At 66.2% G+C, this 18289-nt stretch carries 18 protein-coding genes, 1 tRNA gene and 1 pseudogene; 9 read left to right on the top strand and 11 right to left on the bottom strand.

Annotation, left to right across the window (positions count from 1 at the left end; translation table 11 throughout):
- Window positions 1-79: 79 nt before the first annotated feature.
- From O5O54_RS05930 to rpiA, 5 genes are all read right to left on the bottom strand, one after another.
- A complete protein-coding gene (locus O5O54_RS05930) occupies window positions 80-1459 on the bottom strand; it encodes a class II 3-deoxy-7-phosphoheptulonate synthase (protein WP_279479850.1) in 1380 nt (459 codons plus the stop codon).
- Window positions 1460-1604: 145 nt separating this feature from the next.
- A complete protein-coding gene (locus tag O5O54_RS05935) occupies window positions 1605-2252 on the bottom strand; it encodes a gamma-glutamylcyclotransferase (protein ID WP_279479851.1) in 648 nt (215 codons plus the stop codon).
- Window positions 2245-3645 carry a glutathione-disulfide reductase gene (gene gor / locus O5O54_RS05940; RefSeq protein WP_279479852.1) on the bottom strand — a complete coding sequence of 467 codons (1401 nt, stop codon included), beginning with the start codon at window positions 3643-3645 and terminating at the stop codon, window positions 2245-2247. The genes O5O54_RS05935 and gor overlap by 8 nt, the downstream gene beginning before the upstream one ends.
- A gap of 75 nt (window positions 3646-3720) precedes the next feature.
- Window positions 3721-4248 carry a DUF2059 domain-containing protein gene (locus O5O54_RS05945; RefSeq protein ID WP_279479853.1) on the bottom strand — a complete coding sequence of 176 codons (528 nt, stop codon included), beginning with the start codon at window positions 4246-4248 and terminating at the stop codon, window positions 3721-3723.
- A gap of 93 nt (window positions 4249-4341) precedes the next feature.
- Window positions 4342-5037, bottom strand: a complete 696-nt coding sequence (rpiA, locus tag O5O54_RS05950; RefSeq protein WP_279479926.1) for a ribose-5-phosphate isomerase RpiA — start codon at window positions 5035-5037, stop codon at window positions 4342-4344.
- A gap of 223 nt (window positions 5038-5260) precedes the next feature.
- Between rpiA and O5O54_RS05955 the strand changes: the two genes are divergently transcribed.
- Both O5O54_RS05955 and O5O54_RS05960 read left to right on the top strand, forming a co-directional pair.
- Window positions 5261-6016, top strand: coding sequence for an HAD hydrolase-like protein (locus tag O5O54_RS05955; protein WP_279479854.1), 756 nt, complete (start codon window positions 5261-5263; stop codon window positions 6014-6016).
- 84 nt (window positions 6017-6100) lie between these two features.
- Window positions 6101-6175 (top strand) — tRNA-Val (locus tag O5O54_RS05960).
- Window positions 6176-6243: 68 nt separating this feature from the next.
- Here O5O54_RS05960 and O5O54_RS05965 read toward each other — a convergent pair.
- Window positions 6244-8337 carry an NAD(+) synthase gene (locus O5O54_RS05965; protein WP_279479855.1) on the bottom strand — a complete coding sequence of 698 codons (2094 nt, stop codon included), beginning with the start codon at window positions 8335-8337 and terminating at the stop codon, window positions 6244-6246.
- 164 nt (window positions 8338-8501) lie between these two features.
- Here O5O54_RS05965 and O5O54_RS05970 point away from each other — a divergent pair, with 164 nt between their 5' ends.
- A complete protein-coding gene (locus tag O5O54_RS05970; RefSeq protein WP_279479856.1) occupies window positions 8502-9131 on the top strand; it encodes a cysteine hydrolase in 630 nt (209 codons plus the stop codon).
- Here O5O54_RS05970 and O5O54_RS05975 read toward each other — a convergent pair.
- The 4 genes and pseudogenes from O5O54_RS05975 to O5O54_RS05990 form a co-directional block, all read right to left on the bottom strand.
- Window positions 9116-9838 (bottom strand): GntR family transcriptional regulator, encoded by a 723-nt coding sequence (locus O5O54_RS05975; RefSeq protein ID WP_279479857.1) that lies wholly within the window; start codon window positions 9836-9838, stop codon window positions 9116-9118. The genes O5O54_RS05970 and O5O54_RS05975 overlap by 16 nt on opposite strands.
- A gap of 57 nt (window positions 9839-9895) precedes the next feature.
- Window positions 9896-10129, bottom strand: a pseudogene (locus tag O5O54_RS05980) (GntR family transcriptional regulator); the annotation flags it as partial.
- Entirely contained in the window at window positions 10105-11643 is a 1539-nt protein-coding gene (locus O5O54_RS05985; RefSeq protein WP_279479858.1) for an altronate dehydratase family protein, read from the bottom strand. The gene O5O54_RS05985 and the pseudogene O5O54_RS05980, both read right to left, overlap by 25 nt.
- A gap of 132 nt (window positions 11644-11775) precedes the next feature.
- Window positions 11776-12534 carry a Crp/Fnr family transcriptional regulator gene (locus O5O54_RS05990; RefSeq protein ID WP_279479859.1) on the bottom strand — a complete coding sequence of 253 codons (759 nt, stop codon included), beginning with the start codon at window positions 12532-12534 and terminating at the stop codon, window positions 11776-11778.
- Between the two features lie 362 nt (window positions 12535-12896).
- Here O5O54_RS05990 and O5O54_RS05995 point away from each other — a divergent pair, with 362 nt between their 5' ends.
- Together O5O54_RS05995 and O5O54_RS06000 are read left to right on the top strand one after the other, a co-directional pair.
- Entirely contained in the window at window positions 12897-14327 is a 1431-nt protein-coding gene (locus tag O5O54_RS05995; protein ID WP_279479860.1) for an integrase family protein, read from the top strand.
- A 256-nt stretch (window positions 14328-14583) separates the two neighbouring features.
- Complete coding sequence (locus tag O5O54_RS06000; protein WP_279479861.1) at window positions 14584-15132, top strand: hypothetical protein; 549 nt, start codon at window positions 14584-14586, stop codon at window positions 15130-15132.
- Here O5O54_RS06000 and O5O54_RS06005 read toward each other — a convergent pair.
- A complete protein-coding gene (locus O5O54_RS06005; protein WP_279479862.1) occupies window positions 15116-15340 on the bottom strand; it encodes a hypothetical protein in 225 nt (74 codons plus the stop codon). The two genes, O5O54_RS06000 and O5O54_RS06005, sit on opposite strands and share 17 nt — an antisense overlap.
- Before the next feature lie 69 nt (window positions 15341-15409).
- On the opposite strand from O5O54_RS06005, the gene O5O54_RS06010 reads away from it, so the two are divergent.
- The 4 genes from O5O54_RS06010 to O5O54_RS06025 all read left to right on the top strand — a co-directional run bounded on the left by O5O54_RS06010 (window position 15410) and on the right by O5O54_RS06025 (window position 18252).
- On the top strand, window positions 15410-15736 hold the full coding sequence (locus O5O54_RS06010; protein WP_279479863.1) for a hypothetical protein: 327 nt from the start codon (window positions 15410-15412) through the stop codon (window positions 15734-15736).
- Window positions 15737-15935: 199 nt separating this feature from the next.
- A complete protein-coding gene (locus O5O54_RS06015) occupies window positions 15936-16400 on the top strand; it encodes a hypothetical protein (RefSeq protein ID WP_279479864.1) in 465 nt (154 codons plus the stop codon).
- A 267-nt stretch (window positions 16401-16667) separates the two neighbouring features.
- Window positions 16668-17681 (top strand): hypothetical protein, encoded by a 1014-nt coding sequence (locus O5O54_RS06020; RefSeq protein ID WP_279479865.1) that lies wholly within the window; start codon window positions 16668-16670, stop codon window positions 17679-17681.
- Window positions 17682-17787: 106 nt separating this feature from the next.
- On the top strand, window positions 17788-18252 hold the full coding sequence (locus O5O54_RS06025) for a hypothetical protein (protein ID WP_279479866.1): 465 nt from the start codon (window positions 17788-17790) through the stop codon (window positions 18250-18252).
- Window positions 18253-18289 lie beyond the last annotated feature (37 nt).

Genomic DNA, 18289 nt, shown 5'->3' on the forward strand with positions numbered 1-18289 from the left:
ATGACGCCCTGGAGAAATGGGTCCGCACCGAACGAGAAAGGCCGGATGTCTCCATCCGGCCTTTCGCTTTTCGCAATCCTCAGAACCCCACGGCCTGCGGGGGCCGGTAGGCTTCCTGTTCCTTCTTGATGCGTTCGGCGGTCAGGAAGGCAAGCTCCAACGCCTGGTTGGCGTTGAGGCGCGGGTCACAATGCGTGTGGTATCGGTCGGACAGATCCTCGGCGAGAACAGGCCGCGCGCCACCGGTGCACTCCGTCACGTCCTTGCCGGTCATCTCGATATGGATGCCGCCGGCATGGGTGCCTTCCGCGCGGTGGACGTCGAAGAAGGCCTCGACCTCCGACAGGATTCGGTCGAAGGGCCGCGTCTTGTAGTCGTTCACCGTGATCGTGTTGCCGTGCATCGGATCGCAGGACCAGACCACCTTGTGGCCTTCCTTCTGCACGGCGCGGATCAGGCGAGGCAGGTGCTCGCCGACCTTCTCGTGGCCGAAGCGGGTGATCAGCGTCAGACGGCCCGCCTCGTTCTGCGGGTTCAGGATGTCGATCAGGCGGATCAGCTCGTCGGACGAGAGCGACGGGCCACACTTGAGGCCGATCGGGTTCTTGATGCCGCGGCAGTATTCGACATGGGCATTGTCCAGCTGGCGGGTGCGGTCGCCGATCCAGATCATGTGGCCCGAGGTCGCGTACCATTCGCCGCTGGTCGAATCGACGCGCGTCAGCGCCTCTTCATAGCCGAGAAGCAGCGCCTCGTGGCTGGTGAAGAAGTCGGTCTCGCGCAGCGACGGATGGCTCTCGGAATTGATGCCGATCGCGCGCATGAAGTTCATCGTCTCGGAGATGCGGTCCGCGAGCTGACCGTAGCGCTCCGCCTGCGGGCTGCCCGACACGAAGCCGAGCATCCATTGGTGCACGTTGTCGAGATTGGCGTAGCCGCCTTGGGCGAAGGCGCGCAGGAGATTGAGCGTGGCCGCCGACTGGCGGTACGCCATTTCCTGGCGCTCCGGCGCCGGCACGCGCGAGGTCTCGTCGAACTCGATCCCGTTGATGATGTCGCCGCGGTAGGACGGCAGCGTCACGCCGCCCTTCGTCTCGTTGCCGGACGAGCGGGGCTTGGCGAACTGGCCCGCGATGCGGCCAACCTTCACCACCGGCGAGGACGCGGCGAAGGTGAGGACGACGGCCATCTGGAGGAAAGCGCGGAAGAAGTCGCGGATATTGTCCGCGCCGTGCTCGGCGAAGCTCTCGGCGCAGTCGCCACCCTGCAAGAGGAAGGAGCGCCCTTCCGCGACTTCGGCCAGCGCTCTCTTCAGCTTGCGCGCCTCACCTGCAAAAACCAGCGGCGGAAAGGAGGCCAGACGCTTCTCGGTTTCCGCGAGCGCCGCGAGGTCGGGATACGCCGGCACCTGCTCGATGGGCTTTGCGCGCCAGCTCGACGGGGTCCAATCCTTGGCCATGACATCTCCTTACCCGATCGGCTGCCCGGTTCCTGTTTCTCGTTCGGGCGGAAAGGCTCGGGGCAGCGGAGGCTGCCCGAGCGATCGGTGGCGGCTTACTGACACGAACCCGGCCGTTTGTCACCAAAGGGTTGACGGCAACCCGTCATCCCGCCGGAACGATGCGGGCGCCCCTGGCCAGGATCAGGCGATCGAAAAGCGCGGCTTCGCCCGTCGACAGGGTAACGGCGCGCGGATAGAGCGGGCGCGCGCGATCGGCGAGGACGGCGGTCTCGAACCCCTCGGTTTCCTCCACGAAACGGACGACTCCCGCCTCGCCGTAGAGCGACAGGAAGCCTTGCAGCACGGCGTCGAGATAGGATTGCAGGATCGTCGCCCCAGCCTCGGCGGCGTCGAGTTCGACGGGCGACGCCTCGTAGATGAAGAGCGGAACGCCCTCTGCCGGTTCGGCCTCGATCCGGACATGGCCGGGCATCACGACGCGCCGGAGATAGCCGGCCTCGCGCTCGTCCACGACCGGCAGGTGGTCGGCGCGATCGTAGACCACGACGCCCTGCGTCTCGAACCCTTCGTGCGGACGCACCGACAGAAGCGCGGGGACGGGTGCCGGGCGTGGCATCCAGAAACGGCGCCAGCCGGTGACGGTAGCGCGGCGGATGCCGAGGAACTTCGTGCGCAGCGTCGCGCGGTTGACCAGCGACCCGTAGCCGAAATAGGCGACCACCCTGCCCTCCGCCGCAAGAGCGGCGAGGTCGGGATCGTCCGGATGGATGGTCGCGCTCGGATCAGGCATCGACCCGCTGCCCGCCGCGCAGCCGGTAGCTCGGATCGTAGAGCGTAACGAGTTCCTCGGCCGCGCTCGGATGGAGGGCCATCGTCCGGTCGAACACGTCCTTGGTCAGGCGCCCCTTCACGCAGACGCCGAGGATCTGAACGGTCTCCGCCGCGTCCGGACCGAAGATGTGCGCGCCGACGACGCGCCGCGAGGCGGCATCCACCACGAGCTTCATCAGCGTGCGGTCCTGTCGGCCGGACACCGTGTTGCGCATCGGGCGGAAGGTGGTGCGATAGATCTCCACCTCGTCGAACGCCTTTGCGGCTTCGCTCTCCGTCATGCCGACGGTGCCGATCTCGGGCTGGGAGAAGACGGCGGTCGGGATATCGTCGAGATCGGGTTTCGTCGGCGTGCCGCGATAGACCGTATCGACGAAGCACATCGCCTCGTGGATCGCGACGGGCGTGAGCTGCACGCGATTGGTGATGTCGCCGAGCGCCCAGATGTTGTCCGCGCTGGTCTTGGAATAGGCGTCGACCTTGACCGCGCCCTTCTCGTCCAGCTCGACGCCCGCCTTGTCGCAGCCGAGATCGAGCGTGTTGGGCATGCGGCCGACGGCCAGCATCACCTCGTCGGCATCGAGCAGGGTCCCGCTCTTCAGATGGGCCTGGAACCGGTTGTCCGCCTTCTGATCGACCTGGACGATCGTGTCCTCGGTGAGAACCCGAATGCCCTTGGCGATCATCGAAGCCTGCAGCGAGTCCCGCAGATCGTCGTCGAAGCCCTGGAGAACCTTCTTGCCGCGATAGACGAGCGTCACCTGCGAGCCAAGCCCGTTGAAGATGTGCGCGAACTCGATCGCGATGTAGCCTCCACCGAGAATGACGATGGATTCCGGCAGACGCTTGAGGTGGAACGCCTCGTTGGAGGTGATGCAATGTTCGGCGCCCGGCAGGCCCGGGAACGGATTGGCGCGCCCGCCCGCCGCCAGAAGGATGCGCTCGGCGGTGACGACCTTGTCCGTCGCGAGGAGTCGAATTTCGTGCGGGCTCTCGAGGACGGCGCGGGATTTCAGGATCTCCGCGCCCGCGTTCTCGACGTTGCGGGCGTAGATCGCCTCCAGCCGCTCGATCTCGCGGTCCTTGGCGGCGATCAGTTCCGGCCAGTCGAACTCGGTTTCACCCAGCGTCCAGCCGAAGCCCTTCGCATCCTCGAACTGATCGGAGAACTGCGAGGCGTAAACCATGAGCTTCTTGGGCACGCAGCCGCGAATGACGCAGGTGCCGCCGAAGCGGTACTCCTCGGCGATGCCGACCTTGTGGCCGAGCGCCGCCGTCTTGCGGGCGGCCCGCACGCCCCCGGATCCTCCACCGATCACTAAGAGATCGAAATCGTATCCGCCAGACGCCATGACCGCTCCTTCTACATGGAAAAGGGCGGCCCGGAGCCGCCCTCGCATTCGATTATAGTGCCGTGTCGGCTGGCGTCACTGCGTCGTGGAGGCCGTCGCCGGCGGCGCGAGCTTCGCGGCGCCGTTGATCGACGCATTGCGCAGGTCTCGCACGATGCCGCTGGCCCAGACGTCGGCCGCCGACAGCATCTCGCGCGAGGCCGTCGGGCCTTGCGACAAGAGCTTCTTGCCGGCCTCGCCATTGTAGAATTCGGCGATCTCGCGCAGCTCCTGCTCGGTGAAGAGCTTGGCGTAGATGCGGGCGATCTCGTTCTCGAGGTCGCCGCGGCGCGGCGCCAGCTTCAGCGCCTCGTCGTCCACCATGTTGGAAATCTCCGACTGGAGATCCGGATTGTTGACGATCAGCTCCGCCTTGATCTGGGTCGCGGCGTTGAGCAGGATCTGGTCGAACTGCTCGGTCGTGTCGAGGGCGTCCACGGCTTCCCGCGCGGCCGAGAGGTGCGAGGGGCTGACCTCCTGCGCGATGGCCGGGGCCATCGACAGGCCGAGCAGCGCAACGGAAACGCACAGTCCGCGACGCAGTTTTTCGCTAGGAAGCTTCAAGTTCCCACTCCATTGATCTCGATGGGGCTTTCGCGGCCCAAGTGCCAAACTCTGACTGTCACCGCAAGCCCCGCAGGGGCCGGTCGGTCCCTGTCAGCGCGGCTCGACGTGTTCGATCCCGTTCGGTCCCGCCAGAAGGGCGGCGTTCGCCAGACCCAGGAACAGGCCGTGCTCGACCACGCCCGGAATCGCATGAAGGGCGGCCGAAAGCGCTTCTGGATCGGGAATACGGCCAAAAGATGCGTCCACGATCAGATGTCCGCCGTCGGTCACGAACGGGCTTTCGCCGATCTTGCGCAGGGCCAGCGAGCCAGTCAGACCGAGCAGCGAGCCGGCCTTCTCGATCGCGATCAGCGAGGACACGATGCCGAAGCCGTTGACCTCGATCGGCAGCGGGAAGGCGCCCAAGGTCTCGACCTTCTTCGACGCGTCGGCGATGACGAGCATGCGCGCCGAGGCCGCGGCCACGATCTTCTCGCGCAGGAGCGCGCCACCGCCGCCCTTTACGAGCCGAAGCTGTGCGTCCATCTCGTCGGCGCCGTCGATGGTGAGATCGAGTTCGGGCACCTCTTCCAGGGTCGACAGCGGAACGCCGAGCTCGCGGCAAAGCGCCGCCGTGCGCTCGGAGGTCGGCACGCCGACGATGCGCAGCCCCTCGCCGATACGGACCGCCAGGGCGCGGACGAAGGCTTCCGCCGTGGAGCCCGTGCCGATGCCGAGCCGCATGCCGGATTCGACCTGAACCGCCGCCGCGCGACCGACCTCCTTCTTCAACGCCGCTGCATCCATCTGTCCGTCTCCATGCAAAATCATGCCCGCGTCTAGTCGATCGAGGCGCGAAGGCAAAGTGTTCGGACATCCGGAGGCCGCAACTCTTTCTTGGTGGATGGCGGCTTAATCTGTGGCGCGAATGTTCCAGCGCGGGGCGGAAGCGACGGTGCGGCCGCCCGAAACCGCTTCCGTCCGGCCGCGTCGCTTGACCCTGCCCCGAGGCTCCTCAAAGTCCGCATCGATGAGTGTCGCACGTTCCCTGTCCCTCGCCCGCCCCGCGTCCGCCCTTCCGATCGGCGGGCTTTCGGTGGTCCGCGATCGGCCCCTGGAGGGCGCGACGGTGGTGTTCGACCTCGACGGCACGCTGGTCGATACGGCGCCGGACCTGACCGGTGCCCTGAACCATTGCCTCGCGAGCGCCGGCCTGCCGGCCACGACGCTGGAAGCCGTGCGTCCGCAAGCCGGCCACGGCGCGCGCGCCATGCTGACGGCCGCCTATGCGCGCGCCGGCGTCGAATTCGACGCGGACAATCTGGCGCGGCAGACGGATCGCTTCCTAACCTTTTACGGCGAACATATCGCGGTCGCCTCGACGCTCTTTCCGGGTGCGCTGGAAACGCTCGATCGTATGACGCACGCGGGCGCGACGCTCGCCGTCTGCACCAACAAGACGGAAGCCCTCGCGATCCGACTGCTGGGCGAACTCGGCTTGGCGACGAGGTTTGCGGCGATTTGCGGCGCCGACACGTTCATCGCGCGCAAGCCCGACCCGGTTCACCTGTCCGGCACGATCGCGCTGGCCGGCGGGCGCCCGGACTGCGCGGTGATGGTCGGCGACACCGATACCGACATCGAAGCCGCTCGTCGCCTCGGCCTGCCCTCCATCCTTCTCGGCTTCGGCTACGACGCGGACGCCGCGGCACGGGAGAAGGCCACGGCCGTCGTGTCGCATTTCGACGAGATCGACGTCCGTCTCGTGGAGCGCCTTCTTCGCTAGACAGGGATGCGCTTGGCGGATTGACGAGCCCGCCGCCGCCGACTATACGCACTCTCGTTCGCAGACGGCATCGACCGGCGCGACGGGCGATTAGCTCAGCGGGAGAGCACTGCATTCACACTGCAGGGGTCACTGGTTCAATCCCAGTATCGCCCACCATTTCCACGTTTCCATGACACGACCAAGACGCGGCGGGCCGGGATCGGACCGGCCCTTTTCCGTGCGTCCTAGCGCCAGGGCGGCTCCTGCGTCGGAATTGCCGCGATGTCGGCCGTCCAGGCCTTGTGCGAGGCGTCGGACGGCGCGCGCCAGTCGCCGCGGGGCGAGAGGCTGCCGCCCGCCGAGACCTTCGGTCCGTTGGGCATGGCCGTCCGCTTGAACTGCGCCGTCTGGAAGAACCGCACGAGGAATCGCTCCAGCCAATGGCGGATGGTGGCGAGGTCGTAGGCGTTCTTCGCTCCCTCCGGAAAATTCGCTGGCCAGCGGCCCGTCGCCGCGTCGCGCCAAGCGTGCCAAGCGAGAAACGCCACCTTGGCCGGAGGCTGGCCGTAACGCATCGTGTGGAAGAGGAAGAAGTCGTTGAGTTCGTAAGGGCCGATCTTGGCCTGCGTGCTCTGGATCGCGCCCGATGCGTCGGCGGGCACGAGCTCCGGCGAAATCTCGGTCGAGAGAATCGATGTCAGAACCTGCCCCGTCGCCTTGTCGAACTGGCCGCTCGCGACCGTCCAGCGGATCAGATACTGGATCAGCGTCTTGGGCACGCCCGCGTTGACGTTGTAGTGGCTCATCTGGTCGCCGACGCCGTAGGTGCACCAGCCGAGAGCCAGTTCCGACAGGTCGCCCGTTCCGATCACGAAGCCGTTGCGCTGGTTGGCGAGCCGGAACAGAAAGTCAGTGCGAAGGCCCGCCTGCACGTTCTCGAAGGTGATGTCGTAGACCGGCTCCCCCTTGGAAAAGGCGTGGCCCATGTCGGAGAGCATCTGGCGCGCGGTCGGGCGGATGTCGATCTCGGCGGCTTCGATGCCGAGCGCCCGCATCAGCGTCCAGGCGTTCGCCTTGGTCTCGTCGCCCGTGGCGAAGCCCGGCATGGTGAAGCCGAGGATCGTGGTGCGCGGGAGGCCCAGCCAGTCGCAGGCCTTGGCCGCGACGATCAGCGCGTGGGTCGAATCGAGGCCCCCGGAGACCCCGATCACCATTCGGTCGCCCGGCGTCGATTCGAACCGCTTCACCAGGCCGTGGACCTGAATGTTGAACGATTCGTAGCAGTCGGCGTCCAGGCGGTCCTGCGCGTTCGGCACATAGGGAAAGCGGCGCACGGGTCGGCGCAGGCCGAGATCGGCGAAGACCGTCTCGTGCCGGAACCGGATGCGGCGGAACTCCTGTTCCGGATGCCCGTCGAAGGCCGCCGCGTCGTTGAAGGTCGGCGTGCGCATGCGCTCCAGGCGCAGACGCTGGAGATCGACATCGGCCACGGTCAACTGCGGCTCGCGGGCGAAGCGCTGCGATTCCACGAGGAGGTCCCCCATCTCGTAGATCACCGCCTGCCCGTCCCAGGAAAGGTCGTTGGTGCTCTCGCCCGCGCCCGCCGCCGAATACATGTAGGCCGCCATGCAGCGCATGGCATGCGCGGCGGTCAGAACATGCCGGTCGGACGACTTACCGACGACGATGGGCGAGGCCGAGAGGTTGCATAAGAGCAGCGCACCGGCCAGCGCGCCGCGGATCGACGGCGGATTCGGCGCCCAGTAGTCCTCGCAGATCTCGATATGGAAGACGAAATCGCGCAGATCCTCGGCCTCGAACAGGAGGTCTGTGCCGAAGGGCACGATCTCACCCGCGACGTCGAGATCCTCTCCGACAATCCCGTGGCCCGACGCGAACCAGCGCTTCTCGTAGTATTCGCGGTAGTTCGGCAGGAAAATCTTCGGCACGACGCCGAGGATGCGCCCACGAGAGAAGGCCAGCGCGCAGTTGTAGAGCCGGCCGTTGCGCCGGATCGGCGCGCCGACGAGCAGGACCGTCGGAATGTCGGCGCTCGCCTCGCGGAGGCGGCCGACCGCCTCCTCCACCCGGTCGAGCAGCGCGTCCTGAAGGTGGAGGTCGTCGATGGCATAGGCTGAGAGCGATAGTTCGGGAAAGACGAGGAGATCGACGCCTTCGCCCGCCGCCCGCCGCGCCTCGGCCAGGATGGCCTCGGCATTCGCCGCCGGGTCCGCCACATGGACGCGCGGCGTCGACACGGCCACGCGCACGAAGCCGTGCGAGTGAAGCGCCGCGAAACGGTTTGCGCGCTCTTCGGGAGTGGTCGGTGGAAGGGCCACGATCGTCTCCGATGTTCGGGGCCGATCGCGTCCCGCCGGCCCTTTCGGAACAGGTTAAGTCCGATTCGGGGACGGCGTTCCACCCTCGGCCGCCCCTTAGCCGCCTGCCGGTTTGGCGGGGAACTCCGCCCTTCCGGCCGCGTCCTCTGCCGGAGGGAGACACGATGAGCGACGATCTCGACCTGCACCACGGCCCGATCGGGCCGAACTGCGTCCATCTCTGCGTCGACATGCAGCGCATGTTCGCGGAGGACACGGACTGGCGCACGCCCTGGATGGAGCGGGTGCTGCCGAGGGTGGAGGCGCTATGCCGCGCCGCGCCCGATCGCACCATCTTCACCCGCTTCATTCCGGCCGAGCGGCCCGGCCAGGGCGAAGGCACCTGGCGCCGATACTACGAGAGCTGGGAGTCGATGACGCTGGAGCAGATGGGCCGCGACATGGCCGACCTCCTCCCTTCGCTGGCCGCCTTCCACCCGCCCGCCGAGATCATCGACAAGACCGTCTATTCGCCCTGGTGCGAGCCCGAGTTGGACGTGCGCCTGCGCGAGCGCGGCGTCGATACGCTGATCGTGTCGGGCGGCGAGACGGATGTCTGCGTGCTCGGGACGGTGCTCGGCGGGGTCGATCGCGGATACCGTGTCATCGTCGCGGTGGACGCGCTCTGCTCTTCCTCCGACGAAATGCACGACGCCATGCTCGCGGTCTATCGTCGGCGCTACGGCCAGCAGATCGAGACGGTGCTGACCGAAACCGCCATCCGCGAATGGATCGGCGCTCAGGCGTCGATATAGGGCACGGGTTCGGGCGCAGGGAGCTGGCGGAACGCGGAAAGGCGCTCCAGCGCCTTTCCGCGCGACGACGCCAGATGCGCGGTCAGGCGCTCGGCCGCCGCCTCGCCGCGTCCGGCCCGCAGCGCATCGATCACCTCCAGATGCTCGTCCATGAAGCGATCGACGCGGGCCTTGGCGCCCAGGGCCCGCTGCACATGCTTGCCCGACAGCATCACCGTCCGGCTGCGGCGCAGCGCCTCTGCGATCTCGGGATTGGGCGCGAAGCCGAGGCAGGCGACGTGAAGGTCCTCCTCCAACTGGTCGAGCGTTCCGGCGTCGAGCTCCGGCCAGTTCGCACCGGCCTCGCGATGCCGCGCGGCGATGGCCGCCAGGAGGTCAGGCGGCAGGCGGTCCGCCGCCTGACGCAGGGCCACCGGCTCCAGCAGCAGCCGCACTTCGTAAAGATGGTCGATCCGGTCGGGTCCGAGTTGCACGATCGCCCAGCGCGAGTTGTCCCCCTTGTCGAGAAGCCCCGCGCCCTGCGCCCGCAGGAGGATGTCGCGTGCGACACTACGGCCGATGTCGAGGTGGCGCGAGAGCGCGAGCTCGTTGACGCGAAAGGCGCCGCGCAGCGAGTGCAGGATCAGTTCGCGCTCGACGCCGTAGTAGAGCGCGTCGGCCGCCCGCTCGTGGAGCGAGCCGAGCGCACCGGCCGAGAGCCCGAGCATGGCGGGCGTCACCTCCGCCCGGTTCGGCGCCGCAGAGCCGGCGACGAGGCCGCGCCCCTCGAACCGGCGGACGAGCCCGTCCGCCTCCAGCCGCGCCAGCGCCTGCTTGACCGGCGATCGGCTGGCGCCGAAGAGACGTGCCAGCGGCGCCTCGGACAGGACGATTCCCGACGGCAGCCGCCCTTCGTCGAGCGCCTCGCGCAGGAGCCGCGCGATCCGCTCGTAGGTCGGCGCGCGATCGGCGGAATTGAGTGGCGCGAGGTCGCTCAGGTGATCGCGCCGAGCTGCCAGGGCACGAACTCGTTGTCGCCGTAGTCGTAGATCTCGCTCTGCGTCCGCTTGCCGGAGGCGACTGCGAGAATCGTCTCGAACATGCGCGTGCCGGATTCTTCGATCGTCTCCTCGCCGGTGACGATCCCGCCGCAGTTCACGTCCATGTCGTCGCTCATATGCTCGTACATGGCGTTGTTGGTGGCCACCTTGATCGTCGGCACCGGCTTCCAGCCCGACACCGATCCCCGCCCCGTGGTGAACACCAGCATGTTGCAGCCACCCGCAATCTGGCCGGTCACGGCGACCGGGTCGTAGCCCGGCGTGTCCATGAAGACGAAACCCGTCCGGTCGATCGGCTCGGCATATTCGTAGACCGCCTCCAGCGGCATCGAGCCGCCCTTAGCCACGGCGCCGAGAGACTTCTCGAGGATCGTCGTCAGGCCGCCGGCCTTGTTGCCGTGGGAGGGGTTGTTGTTGAGTTCGGCCCCGTGGCGCGCGGTGTAGTCCCGCCACCAGTCGATCCGGTCCATCAGCTTCTGCGCGACGTCCGGGGTGACGGCGCGCCGGGTCAGGAGGTGCTCGGCGCCGTAGATCTCGGGCGTCTCGGCCAGACACGCGGTACCGCCGTGCCGCACCAGGAGGTCGGAGGCGTATCCCAGCGCCGGATTGGCCGAAATGCCGGAATAGCCGTCCGATCCGCCGCATTCGAGCGCCAGCTTCAGCTTCGAGAGCGGCTGCTCGGTCCGCTCCACGGCGTTGATCGCCGGCAGCATCTCGTTGATGATCGCGCTCGCTTCCTCGACCGTCCTGCGGGTGCCGCCGAGCTGCTGAATCGTCATGGTCCGCATCAGCGGCCCTTCCTCCAGCCCGTACTTCTCGGTGATGAAGGAAATCTGGTTGGTCTCGCAGCCGAGACCGATCATCAGGATGCCGCCGAAGTTCGGGTTGTGCGCATAACCGCTCAGCGTGCGGGCGAGATAGGTGTAGCCTTCGGTCTTGAGGTTCAAGGCGCATCCCTGGCCGTGGGTGAGAGCCACCACGCCGTCGACATTGGGGAACCCGTCGAGCCCGCCCTTGCGGTTGAAATGGTCGGCGATCGCGCGCGAGACGGTGGCCGAGCAGTTCACCGACGACACGATGCCGATATAGTTGCGGGTGCCGACCTGCCCGTCCGGCCGCGCGTAGCCCAGGAACGTGCGGCGCTCGGCTTCCGGCAGGAGCGGCGTCGGGCGAGCGTCGGCGGAGAATTCGTGGTGGACCTCGCTGTCCAACATGCCGAGGTTGTGCAGGTGGACATGGTCGCCCGGCTCGATCGGCGCCGTCGCGTAGCCGATCACCTGCCCGTACTTCAGGACGCGTCCGCCGGGCTCCACCGCGCGGATCGCCACTTTGTGTCCGCTCGGAATCTCAACCTTGGCGCGGATGTCGCCGACGCCGATCGGCTCGCCCGGCACGACCGCGCGACGCGCCACCACGACGTTGTCGTCGGTGTTCAGGCGGATGGTGGGCGAAACGTCGAGGACGGCCGACATGGCGATTTTCCAAGCTTTGGAATGATTATTGTCGGCAATGAGCATTTCGCTTTCGAACGCGCAAAGTCAATCCCGCGTCCGCCGGACGACGGAAATCTCGAACTTCGGCTGACTCATTGATTGATCGAGCCGTCAGCTCGCCCGCGCCAGCGTTTCGTGATCAAAGCGCTGGTGCAGGAAGGTGCCGTCGAACTGGCCAAAGCGAACGAGGCCGTCGACGTCGAGGACCTGGATATGCCCCTTCTGCATGCGGATGAGGTCGAGGGACCGCAGGGTCTGTGACGAACGGTTGATGCTGACGATGGTGAGGCCGAGAACCTCGCCCATCAGTTCCTGCGACAGCGGAAAGCTGAACCCCTCCTCGTCGACCAGCCCGACGGCCTTGTGCCGGAAGTGCATCTCGCACAGGAAATGTGCCAGTCGGGAATCCGCGTCGAGCTGGGCGTTGCGGAAGATCGCGGCCCGGTGCAGCGCCGCGTCGATGAGACTCTCGCGCCAGAAGGTGGCGTTCAGGGTCTGCGATATGGCGCAGAGATGATTGAGGTCCTTGTGCGGGATGAAGGCGATCTGCGTGGCGCTGACCGTTTCGAGATCGTGGTCCATCCGCCCGATATGCAGGCTCTGGAGGTCCGGCATGTCGCCGGGGATGTGGACCGACAGGATCTGGCGCTGCCCGCCGGCGGTGTACTGCGTGCGGGCGACGACCCCGGCAAGGACCAGGCAGGAATGGGCGGGCTTGTCGCCGTCATGGATGAAGGTCTGACGCGCCGGCAACTCTTCCACGCGCCAGGAGAGATGCGAGATGAGATCCCGCTCCTTCGGGCCGAGAGTGCGATGCGCTGAGAGGCGAAACTCCAGCAAGGCTGTTGCCTGATCGTTCGCGGACTTCATGGGTAGCTCGGACGTCTCCGCCGGAAGGACAGATCGATAGCTGCCCCCGAATGTGCCAAAGCCAAGGGCCGGATGTCGAGAGGCTCGAACGCGACGCGCAATGCCGCAGCCATCGGCCGGCGTCGTCTCGGGAGATGTGAATTGTTCGGAAGGAAGTGGTCGGAGCGAGAGGATTCGAACCTCCGACCCCCTGAACCCCATTCAGGTGCAGTAACTTTTAATCCATTTTGACGCGTTAACCAATCCTTCCCGGAATCCTTGCGTTCCGGGCGTTTCCAGACAACTAAGGCCTTAACAAGGGCCAATCGGTTCGACATCGCAACCCGGCGATGGTGTACCCGAGGTGTCAGGAAAGTGTCAGGGTGCCGACCGACCTTACTCAGAAGCTCCTCGAGAAACTGCTGGCGCAACGTGTCCGTGAACCGCAGGACGTTTCCGACGGCCGGCAGCGCGGCCTGGTCCTTCGCTCCGCGCCGACCGGCCTCTCGTGGTGGCTCCGGACGAAAGCCGCCGGAAAGCCCCGACGCCTCCTCATCGGCACGTTCCCCGCCATCTCGATCGCGTCGGCCAGGTCGATGGTGTCCGATGCGTCTGACGCCCTGCGCCGCGGCGACGAAGTGGACGCGGCCTGGATCGCAGCGAAGAGGGTCGAGGTCGGCATCGACGACGCCCCGGTCGCTCCCCCGACTCCCGATCGGCCGACGCGCTGGACGTGGGAGCAGGCTCGCGACGCGTATCTAGAAGACGCGGGCCGACGCCTTCGGCCGAAGACCGTCGAAGGGTACCGGCAGTTCCTTTCCCACCCCGCCCTGCTCCCCCTCGCAGGACGGCCGGTCGCAGACATCAGCAGGCAGGACCTCGCGGTCATTCTCGGGGACGTGTTCGGCCTAGGCGCGGAGACGCAGGCTACAAATATGGGCAACACGCTTCGTCCGATGTGGTCGTTCCTGTCGGCCGATCACGTCGTGGCGAAATCGGGTGTCGCCGAAGGGGTCATGGACCGTCTTCGTGCGCCTAAACGTAGCCGTGTCTCGTCCGGCCGGCGCGTCGAACGGACCCCCGGCATCGACGACGTTGCTCGCATAGTCGCGATCGCCCGTTGCGGCGCCCTCTCGCCCGTCATGTCGGCTGCGATCGAGCTGACGATGCTGACTGCGCAGCGTCGCTTCAGCGTCGTCCAGGCTCGGCGGTCGTGCCTCCTCGTTGAGGGCGACTTAATGATCTGGCGCCTGCCACTCGAGGATCTGAAAACGGGCGATCGGCGCATCGGTCGACACGGCGAGACAGTCCCCGACCATGAGCTACCCCTGCCCGCTGCAACGCGGTCGGCTTTCGAGCGCGCCCTTGCGTTCGAGAGGGACGGCGACTGGCTTCTTCCGCAGACCCGGCCTCGTCGGGAAGGCGGGCCGATGACGCACCTCCATGAGTCTTCTCTTACGCACGCCATCGCGGAGCTGCCGGGCAGCCGGTTCTCGCCGCACGACGTCCGGCGTGCTTTCACGACGGCGGTCCGGGCAGCCGGGTTCCCAAGGGGCTCGGCTGCGCTGATCCTGGATCACGGCGAGGGTCGGACCGACGACGTGACCGCACGGCACTACGACCGGTTCCGGGAACTGGACGAAAAGCTTCGTCTGCTGACCGCCTGGTCGGACGCGGTCGAAGCCGCCGCGGCGAAGATCGTGATCGACGTCCCTGCCCTCCGCGATCATCTTCGCGAGGTCCGGGCGAAGCGGACGAAGAAGCGACCGGCGCCGGTCGGAAAAAAGGCCGCGCTCGTCACCGAGGCGGCCTGAAGTTCCAGCATCGTAACCCTCGACGCGAACGCCGCGGACACCGATGCGAGCTTTCTACGGCGGGTAACCGCGATTCTCAAGCCGAACGCCGCATCCGCTGCGATCGATACGAAGTTTGTGAAGGGCGCGGATATCGCCGGCAGGCTCTTGGCGGGTCAACTTAACTTATCCCTCTTACGCCCGCGGCAGCCTTCGCTCCTTTCTTGCTACGCCGTATGCCACGGTCCCCACGTCGAAATGCCGTGGAGCAACGGAAATGAAGAACATCGGAAGGGCAATCAGAGCCATACTGCGTAACATCGCGGCGGCCGCACTCGTGCCGGTCGAGGTCGTCATCGCAGGCATCCGTCAGATCCTTTGGCGCAAGCCTCCCCTTGTCGACCAGGCGCTGGACGCGATCGAGGACGAGCCGCCGGAGGTGTCGGCGGAGACGAAAGCCGCTCGTGCTCTGCACGAGAGCCGCGACGCCGTGCGGGTGCAGGCGGCCGCGAAAGAGTTGATGAGGGATCAGACGGTGTCCCGGCGCCACCTGGATCCTCAGTTCGCCGGCGACGCTTGGAAGCTTGCATGGCTGCAGTCTCTCAGCCGGGTACAGCTCGGGATCGTGGCCATGTCGGACCTCAAGAGGCTGGACAACCATCTGAACGGCACGAGGGCGTTGCCCATGCCGCTTGTGACCGAGTTCGACAATGTCGTCGAGAAGTCGGAAGCATCGGCGCGGGTCCAGGCCAACGCGAACGAAAACGGCCGCCAGGCGGCCGTCATGATGCAGCTGAAGAAGCAGTCGGTCAGACGAGCGAGTTGATCGTCTCGCGAGCCATGGTCAGGTCGCCCTCCAATTCCGCCACCCGGGCGCGGAGGGCGGCGACGGCCATGCGCTCCCGACGAAGTGCGTCGGCAAGCATATCAACCGCCTGCTGTCCGCCCGCATCCTGGCGACGCTGCTGCATCGACGCGTTGACGATGTTGAAGATTCCGGCCTCGAGGCCACCGCAAAAACGGGCTGCGTTCATGGAGCGTCTCCATCGTTGTGCGGCTCGAGGCCGGCTTGCTGGAAAACAGAACACGAAAGGATTGAAGAAGTGTCAACGTCGCGAGAACTCGAAGCTGAGGATAAGGCCCGTCGCGAGCACGCCCGACGGACGTCGGCCGACTGGCGGCTCGCGAATGCAGACCGTCCGTCGATGCGCGATGTCGATCGGATGATGGTCGAAGGCTTCCTTCGGGCCTGCCCTGTTGAACTCCTGCCCGGCATCGTCGATGAGGTTCGGGAGGCGTTCGCGGACCTGGGTTACGAGCGTCGGAAGACCCGCGTCGCAATCGGACTGCGTCTGAAGCGCCTTCGCAGTGGCCTAATCGCGGACGGCATTCTGCGGCGGGAGGTTGCGCGATCGGTGCATCAACCCTGAGAGCACTCCCGTTACTCCTTCATACGCCGTAACGTTTTCTCGGAGTCCGAATCACATTTATCAACGACAGCGGCACCTGCAACTTCGCATACCGCCGTCCGCTCCTCGCGACCATCTCCCCGTCCTGTAATCCATCTGTTTACACAGAGTCACCGTTGCTGTAACCGTTTGGTATACACAGTCATCGGAGACGACTCGCATGGACAAGCCCGCCGCACGGAAGCGCCCGACCGCCATGGCACCTCAGACAACCGCCATGAATCCCAGGGTTACCGAGCTTTTCGAGTTGTTGTTCAGTGAATTCCTGACAGCATACGAAGCCACAAGGGAAGAGCGTCCGAGCATCGCCCGCGCCGAGCAGATCTCGATCGCTGCGAGCCGGATTTTCGGCCGCTCCGCATTCTCTATGAAGTCAGTGCTCGACGGGTATCCCGGCCTCAATCTAGAGCGCGCCCGCACCCTCGTTGCACTTGCCGAGATCGGTGGCAAAGGCTCCCTTGGCGAAGTAAAAGAGCATATGGGTCTTACTCGACAGGCCGCATATTCGAGATTGCAAGCTCTTTGTGCCGGTGGATACTGCGAAAAGCGGGCAACGGCGTACGGGATGTATTTCATGACCGCGAAGGGGGGCGAGGCTGCGGCCCAGATCGCCGGCCTGGACTGACCTGACGGCTAGCCGGACAAAAAAGTTCACCGACTCTCGTCTGTGGCTCGTTATCCTGTCTTGCCATTCGCGGGATATGCGTTAATTTTCTGATTACCGGCCCGACAGAGGCCGGACAGCAGCACGTATCCGCGATTGTCGTACTTCACGAGACAGGAACCCGAGACCATGACCGCTCGCAAGCACTCCTTCAGGATCAATCTCTCCCCCGCCTCCACCTGGAACCGCGAGGGCGCGTACCTCGCCGGCTTCCCGATCGTCGCGGCCATGCCCGACCTCGACAGCCGCAACTTCGACTACGCGCCCGTCGCCCCGTCGGCGATCGTCGCCCTCGCCGCCGCCGGCATCCACACCTACGGCGACCTGTACCGCGCTCCGCAGGCCGCGCTCGACAACGACAGGATGGAGCCGGGCGCCTGCCTCGAGGACATCCGCGGCGTCGGCCCGAAGACGCTCGAGGCCCTGAAGGACAACCTCAACGGACTCACCTGGGACTACGAGGACAGCGTGAAGCCCGTCCGCGCCGCCGCCTGCTCGGCCGTCGCTTCGGAATGCGTGTCAGAGAGAGTTGTTGAGGAGGACGAGGGCGACATCGAAGCCGACGCAACGGAGGCCCACGTTGCGGGCCACGACGCCGCCGAGGCCGTCTACCTTGCCGCCAAGGCCACCTACGAAGCCGATGCTGTCGCCGCCGGCGCAACGTGGCAGCAGGATGAATCCAATCCCACTCTCGGCTTCGAGCTGGATGCCGACGGCAAGGTCGTCCCGGACGGGTCCGAGGACTCCGTCGCCCGCGTCGAGGTGCGCTACCCCGGTCGTGCCCGGATCGACGCGAGCGTGAGGCCGTACGACGCCAAAGGGAGCTACGTCGCGACCTTTGACCACCAGACCGAGTCGAATTTCAGCGATCGCGAGATCGATCTGTACGGTATCGGCGAGCCGGTCGCTCTCAACGACGCTCGGGCCGCGCTCGAGGCGTGGCTGGAATCGGATGTCAGCCTCGTCGCCGTCCTCAGCGGCGGTAATCGTGACCGCCTTGTCTGGGCGGTCGTGCCCGACAACGACGATCTTTCCGTCGCGGCCGAGGCCGTCGATGCCGAGGTCGGCGGTGGAGATCACGCGTCGTACGTCGAAGTTCGGCAGATTGTCCTGAACATGGAGGGGTACGACTTCTATCGCGTGCCGACCAAGGTCGCAGAAACGCTGGAAGCTGGCGACCACGAGCTCGTCGAACGCTTCGGCCGCGTCGGCTCCGTCGTTGCGGCGACGGACGAGAACTGACGATCCCTGGGGGCGGCTCCGGCCGCCTTTTTCCTCTCGTCACCGCCGGGAAGGCGGCTACCCCGCGTCCGAATTCGGATGCGGCAACTCAGCAAGGATCGATCACATGAAGTCCCCCAAGCTCCGCAACTACTACATTTCCGTCGTGCTCCACTCGGACGATTTCGAGAAGCACGGCAACCTCGACGTCGATGCCTTCGAAGCTCTCCATGGCGCCTTCGCCGTCCAGCTCAAGGACGTCCGCGACGATCTGATCGAGCGCCGCATCCAGACTGCCACGATCCGCGTCTTCGATTACGCCGACGACGCCGAGGGCGAGGAAGTCCACGAAGAGGACTTCGACCTCGCCGATCACGACGTGCCCGACATCGACGAGGAGGAGGCGCAGGCCGCGCTTTCCCGCCGCGACGCCGACCTGGTCATCGTCGGCGAGGATCCGGCGCACGATTGGGACTGGCGCGTCGGCCGCAAGCTGAAGGACGGCGGCGTCTTCCTGATGGGGCTCTGGTTTCCGACGCTGCGCGAGCTCGCCGAATGGGCCGAGAAGCCCAACCACGACGATCTGGACTAAGACGCCGCCTAACCAGCTGCAGGGCGGCCCCGGTCGC

The sequence above is a fragment of the Aureimonas sp. SK2 genome, assembly GCF_029813115.1.
In the GTDB taxonomy this organism is placed as follows: Bacteria; Pseudomonadota; Alphaproteobacteria; order Rhizobiales; family Rhizobiaceae; genus Aureimonas.

Coding starts and splice junctions, on each gene's coding strand:
- O5O54_RS05930 (WP_279479850.1), bottom strand. CDS start 1,459: ATGGCCAAGGATTGGACCCCGTCGAGCTGGCGCGCAAAGCCCATCGAG.
- O5O54_RS05935 (WP_279479851.1), bottom strand. CDS start 2,252: ATGCCTGATCCGAGCGCGACCATCCATCCGGACGATCCCGACCTCGCC.
- gor (WP_279479852.1), bottom strand. CDS start 3,645: ATGGCGTCTGGCGGATACGATTTCGATCTCTTAGTGATCGGTGGAGGA.
- rpiA (WP_279479926.1), bottom strand. CDS start 5,037: ATGGATGCAGCGGCGTTGAAGAAGGAGGTCGGTCGCGCGGCGGCGGTT.
- O5O54_RS05955 (WP_279479854.1), top strand. CDS start 5,261: ATGAGTGTCGCACGTTCCCTGTCCCTCGCCCGCCCCGCGTCCGCCCTT.
- O5O54_RS05970 (WP_279479856.1), top strand. CDS start 8,502: ATGAGCGACGATCTCGACCTGCACCACGGCCCGATCGGGCCGAACTGC.
- O5O54_RS05975 (WP_279479857.1), bottom strand. CDS start 9,838: ATGCTCGGGCTCTCGGCCGGTGCGCTCGGCTCGCTCCACGAGCGGGCG.
- O5O54_RS05985 (WP_279479858.1), bottom strand. CDS start 11,643: ATGTCGGCCGTCCTCGACGTTTCGCCCACCATCCGCCTGAACACCGAC.
- O5O54_RS05990 (WP_279479859.1), bottom strand. CDS start 12,534: ATGAAGTCCGCGAACGATCAGGCAACAGCCTTGCTGGAGTTTCGCCTC.
- O5O54_RS06000 (WP_279479861.1), top strand. CDS start 14,584: ATGAAGAACATCGGAAGGGCAATCAGAGCCATACTGCGTAACATCGCG.
- O5O54_RS06005 (WP_279479862.1), bottom strand. CDS start 15,340: ATGAACGCAGCCCGTTTTTGCGGTGGCCTCGAGGCCGGAATCTTCAAC.
- O5O54_RS06015 (WP_279479864.1), top strand. CDS start 15,936: ATGGACAAGCCCGCCGCACGGAAGCGCCCGACCGCCATGGCACCTCAG.
- O5O54_RS06020 (WP_279479865.1), top strand. CDS start 16,668: ATGCCCGACCTCGACAGCCGCAACTTCGACTACGCGCCCGTCGCCCCG.
- O5O54_RS06025 (WP_279479866.1), top strand. CDS start 17,788: ATGAAGTCCCCCAAGCTCCGCAACTACTACATTTCCGTCGTGCTCCAC.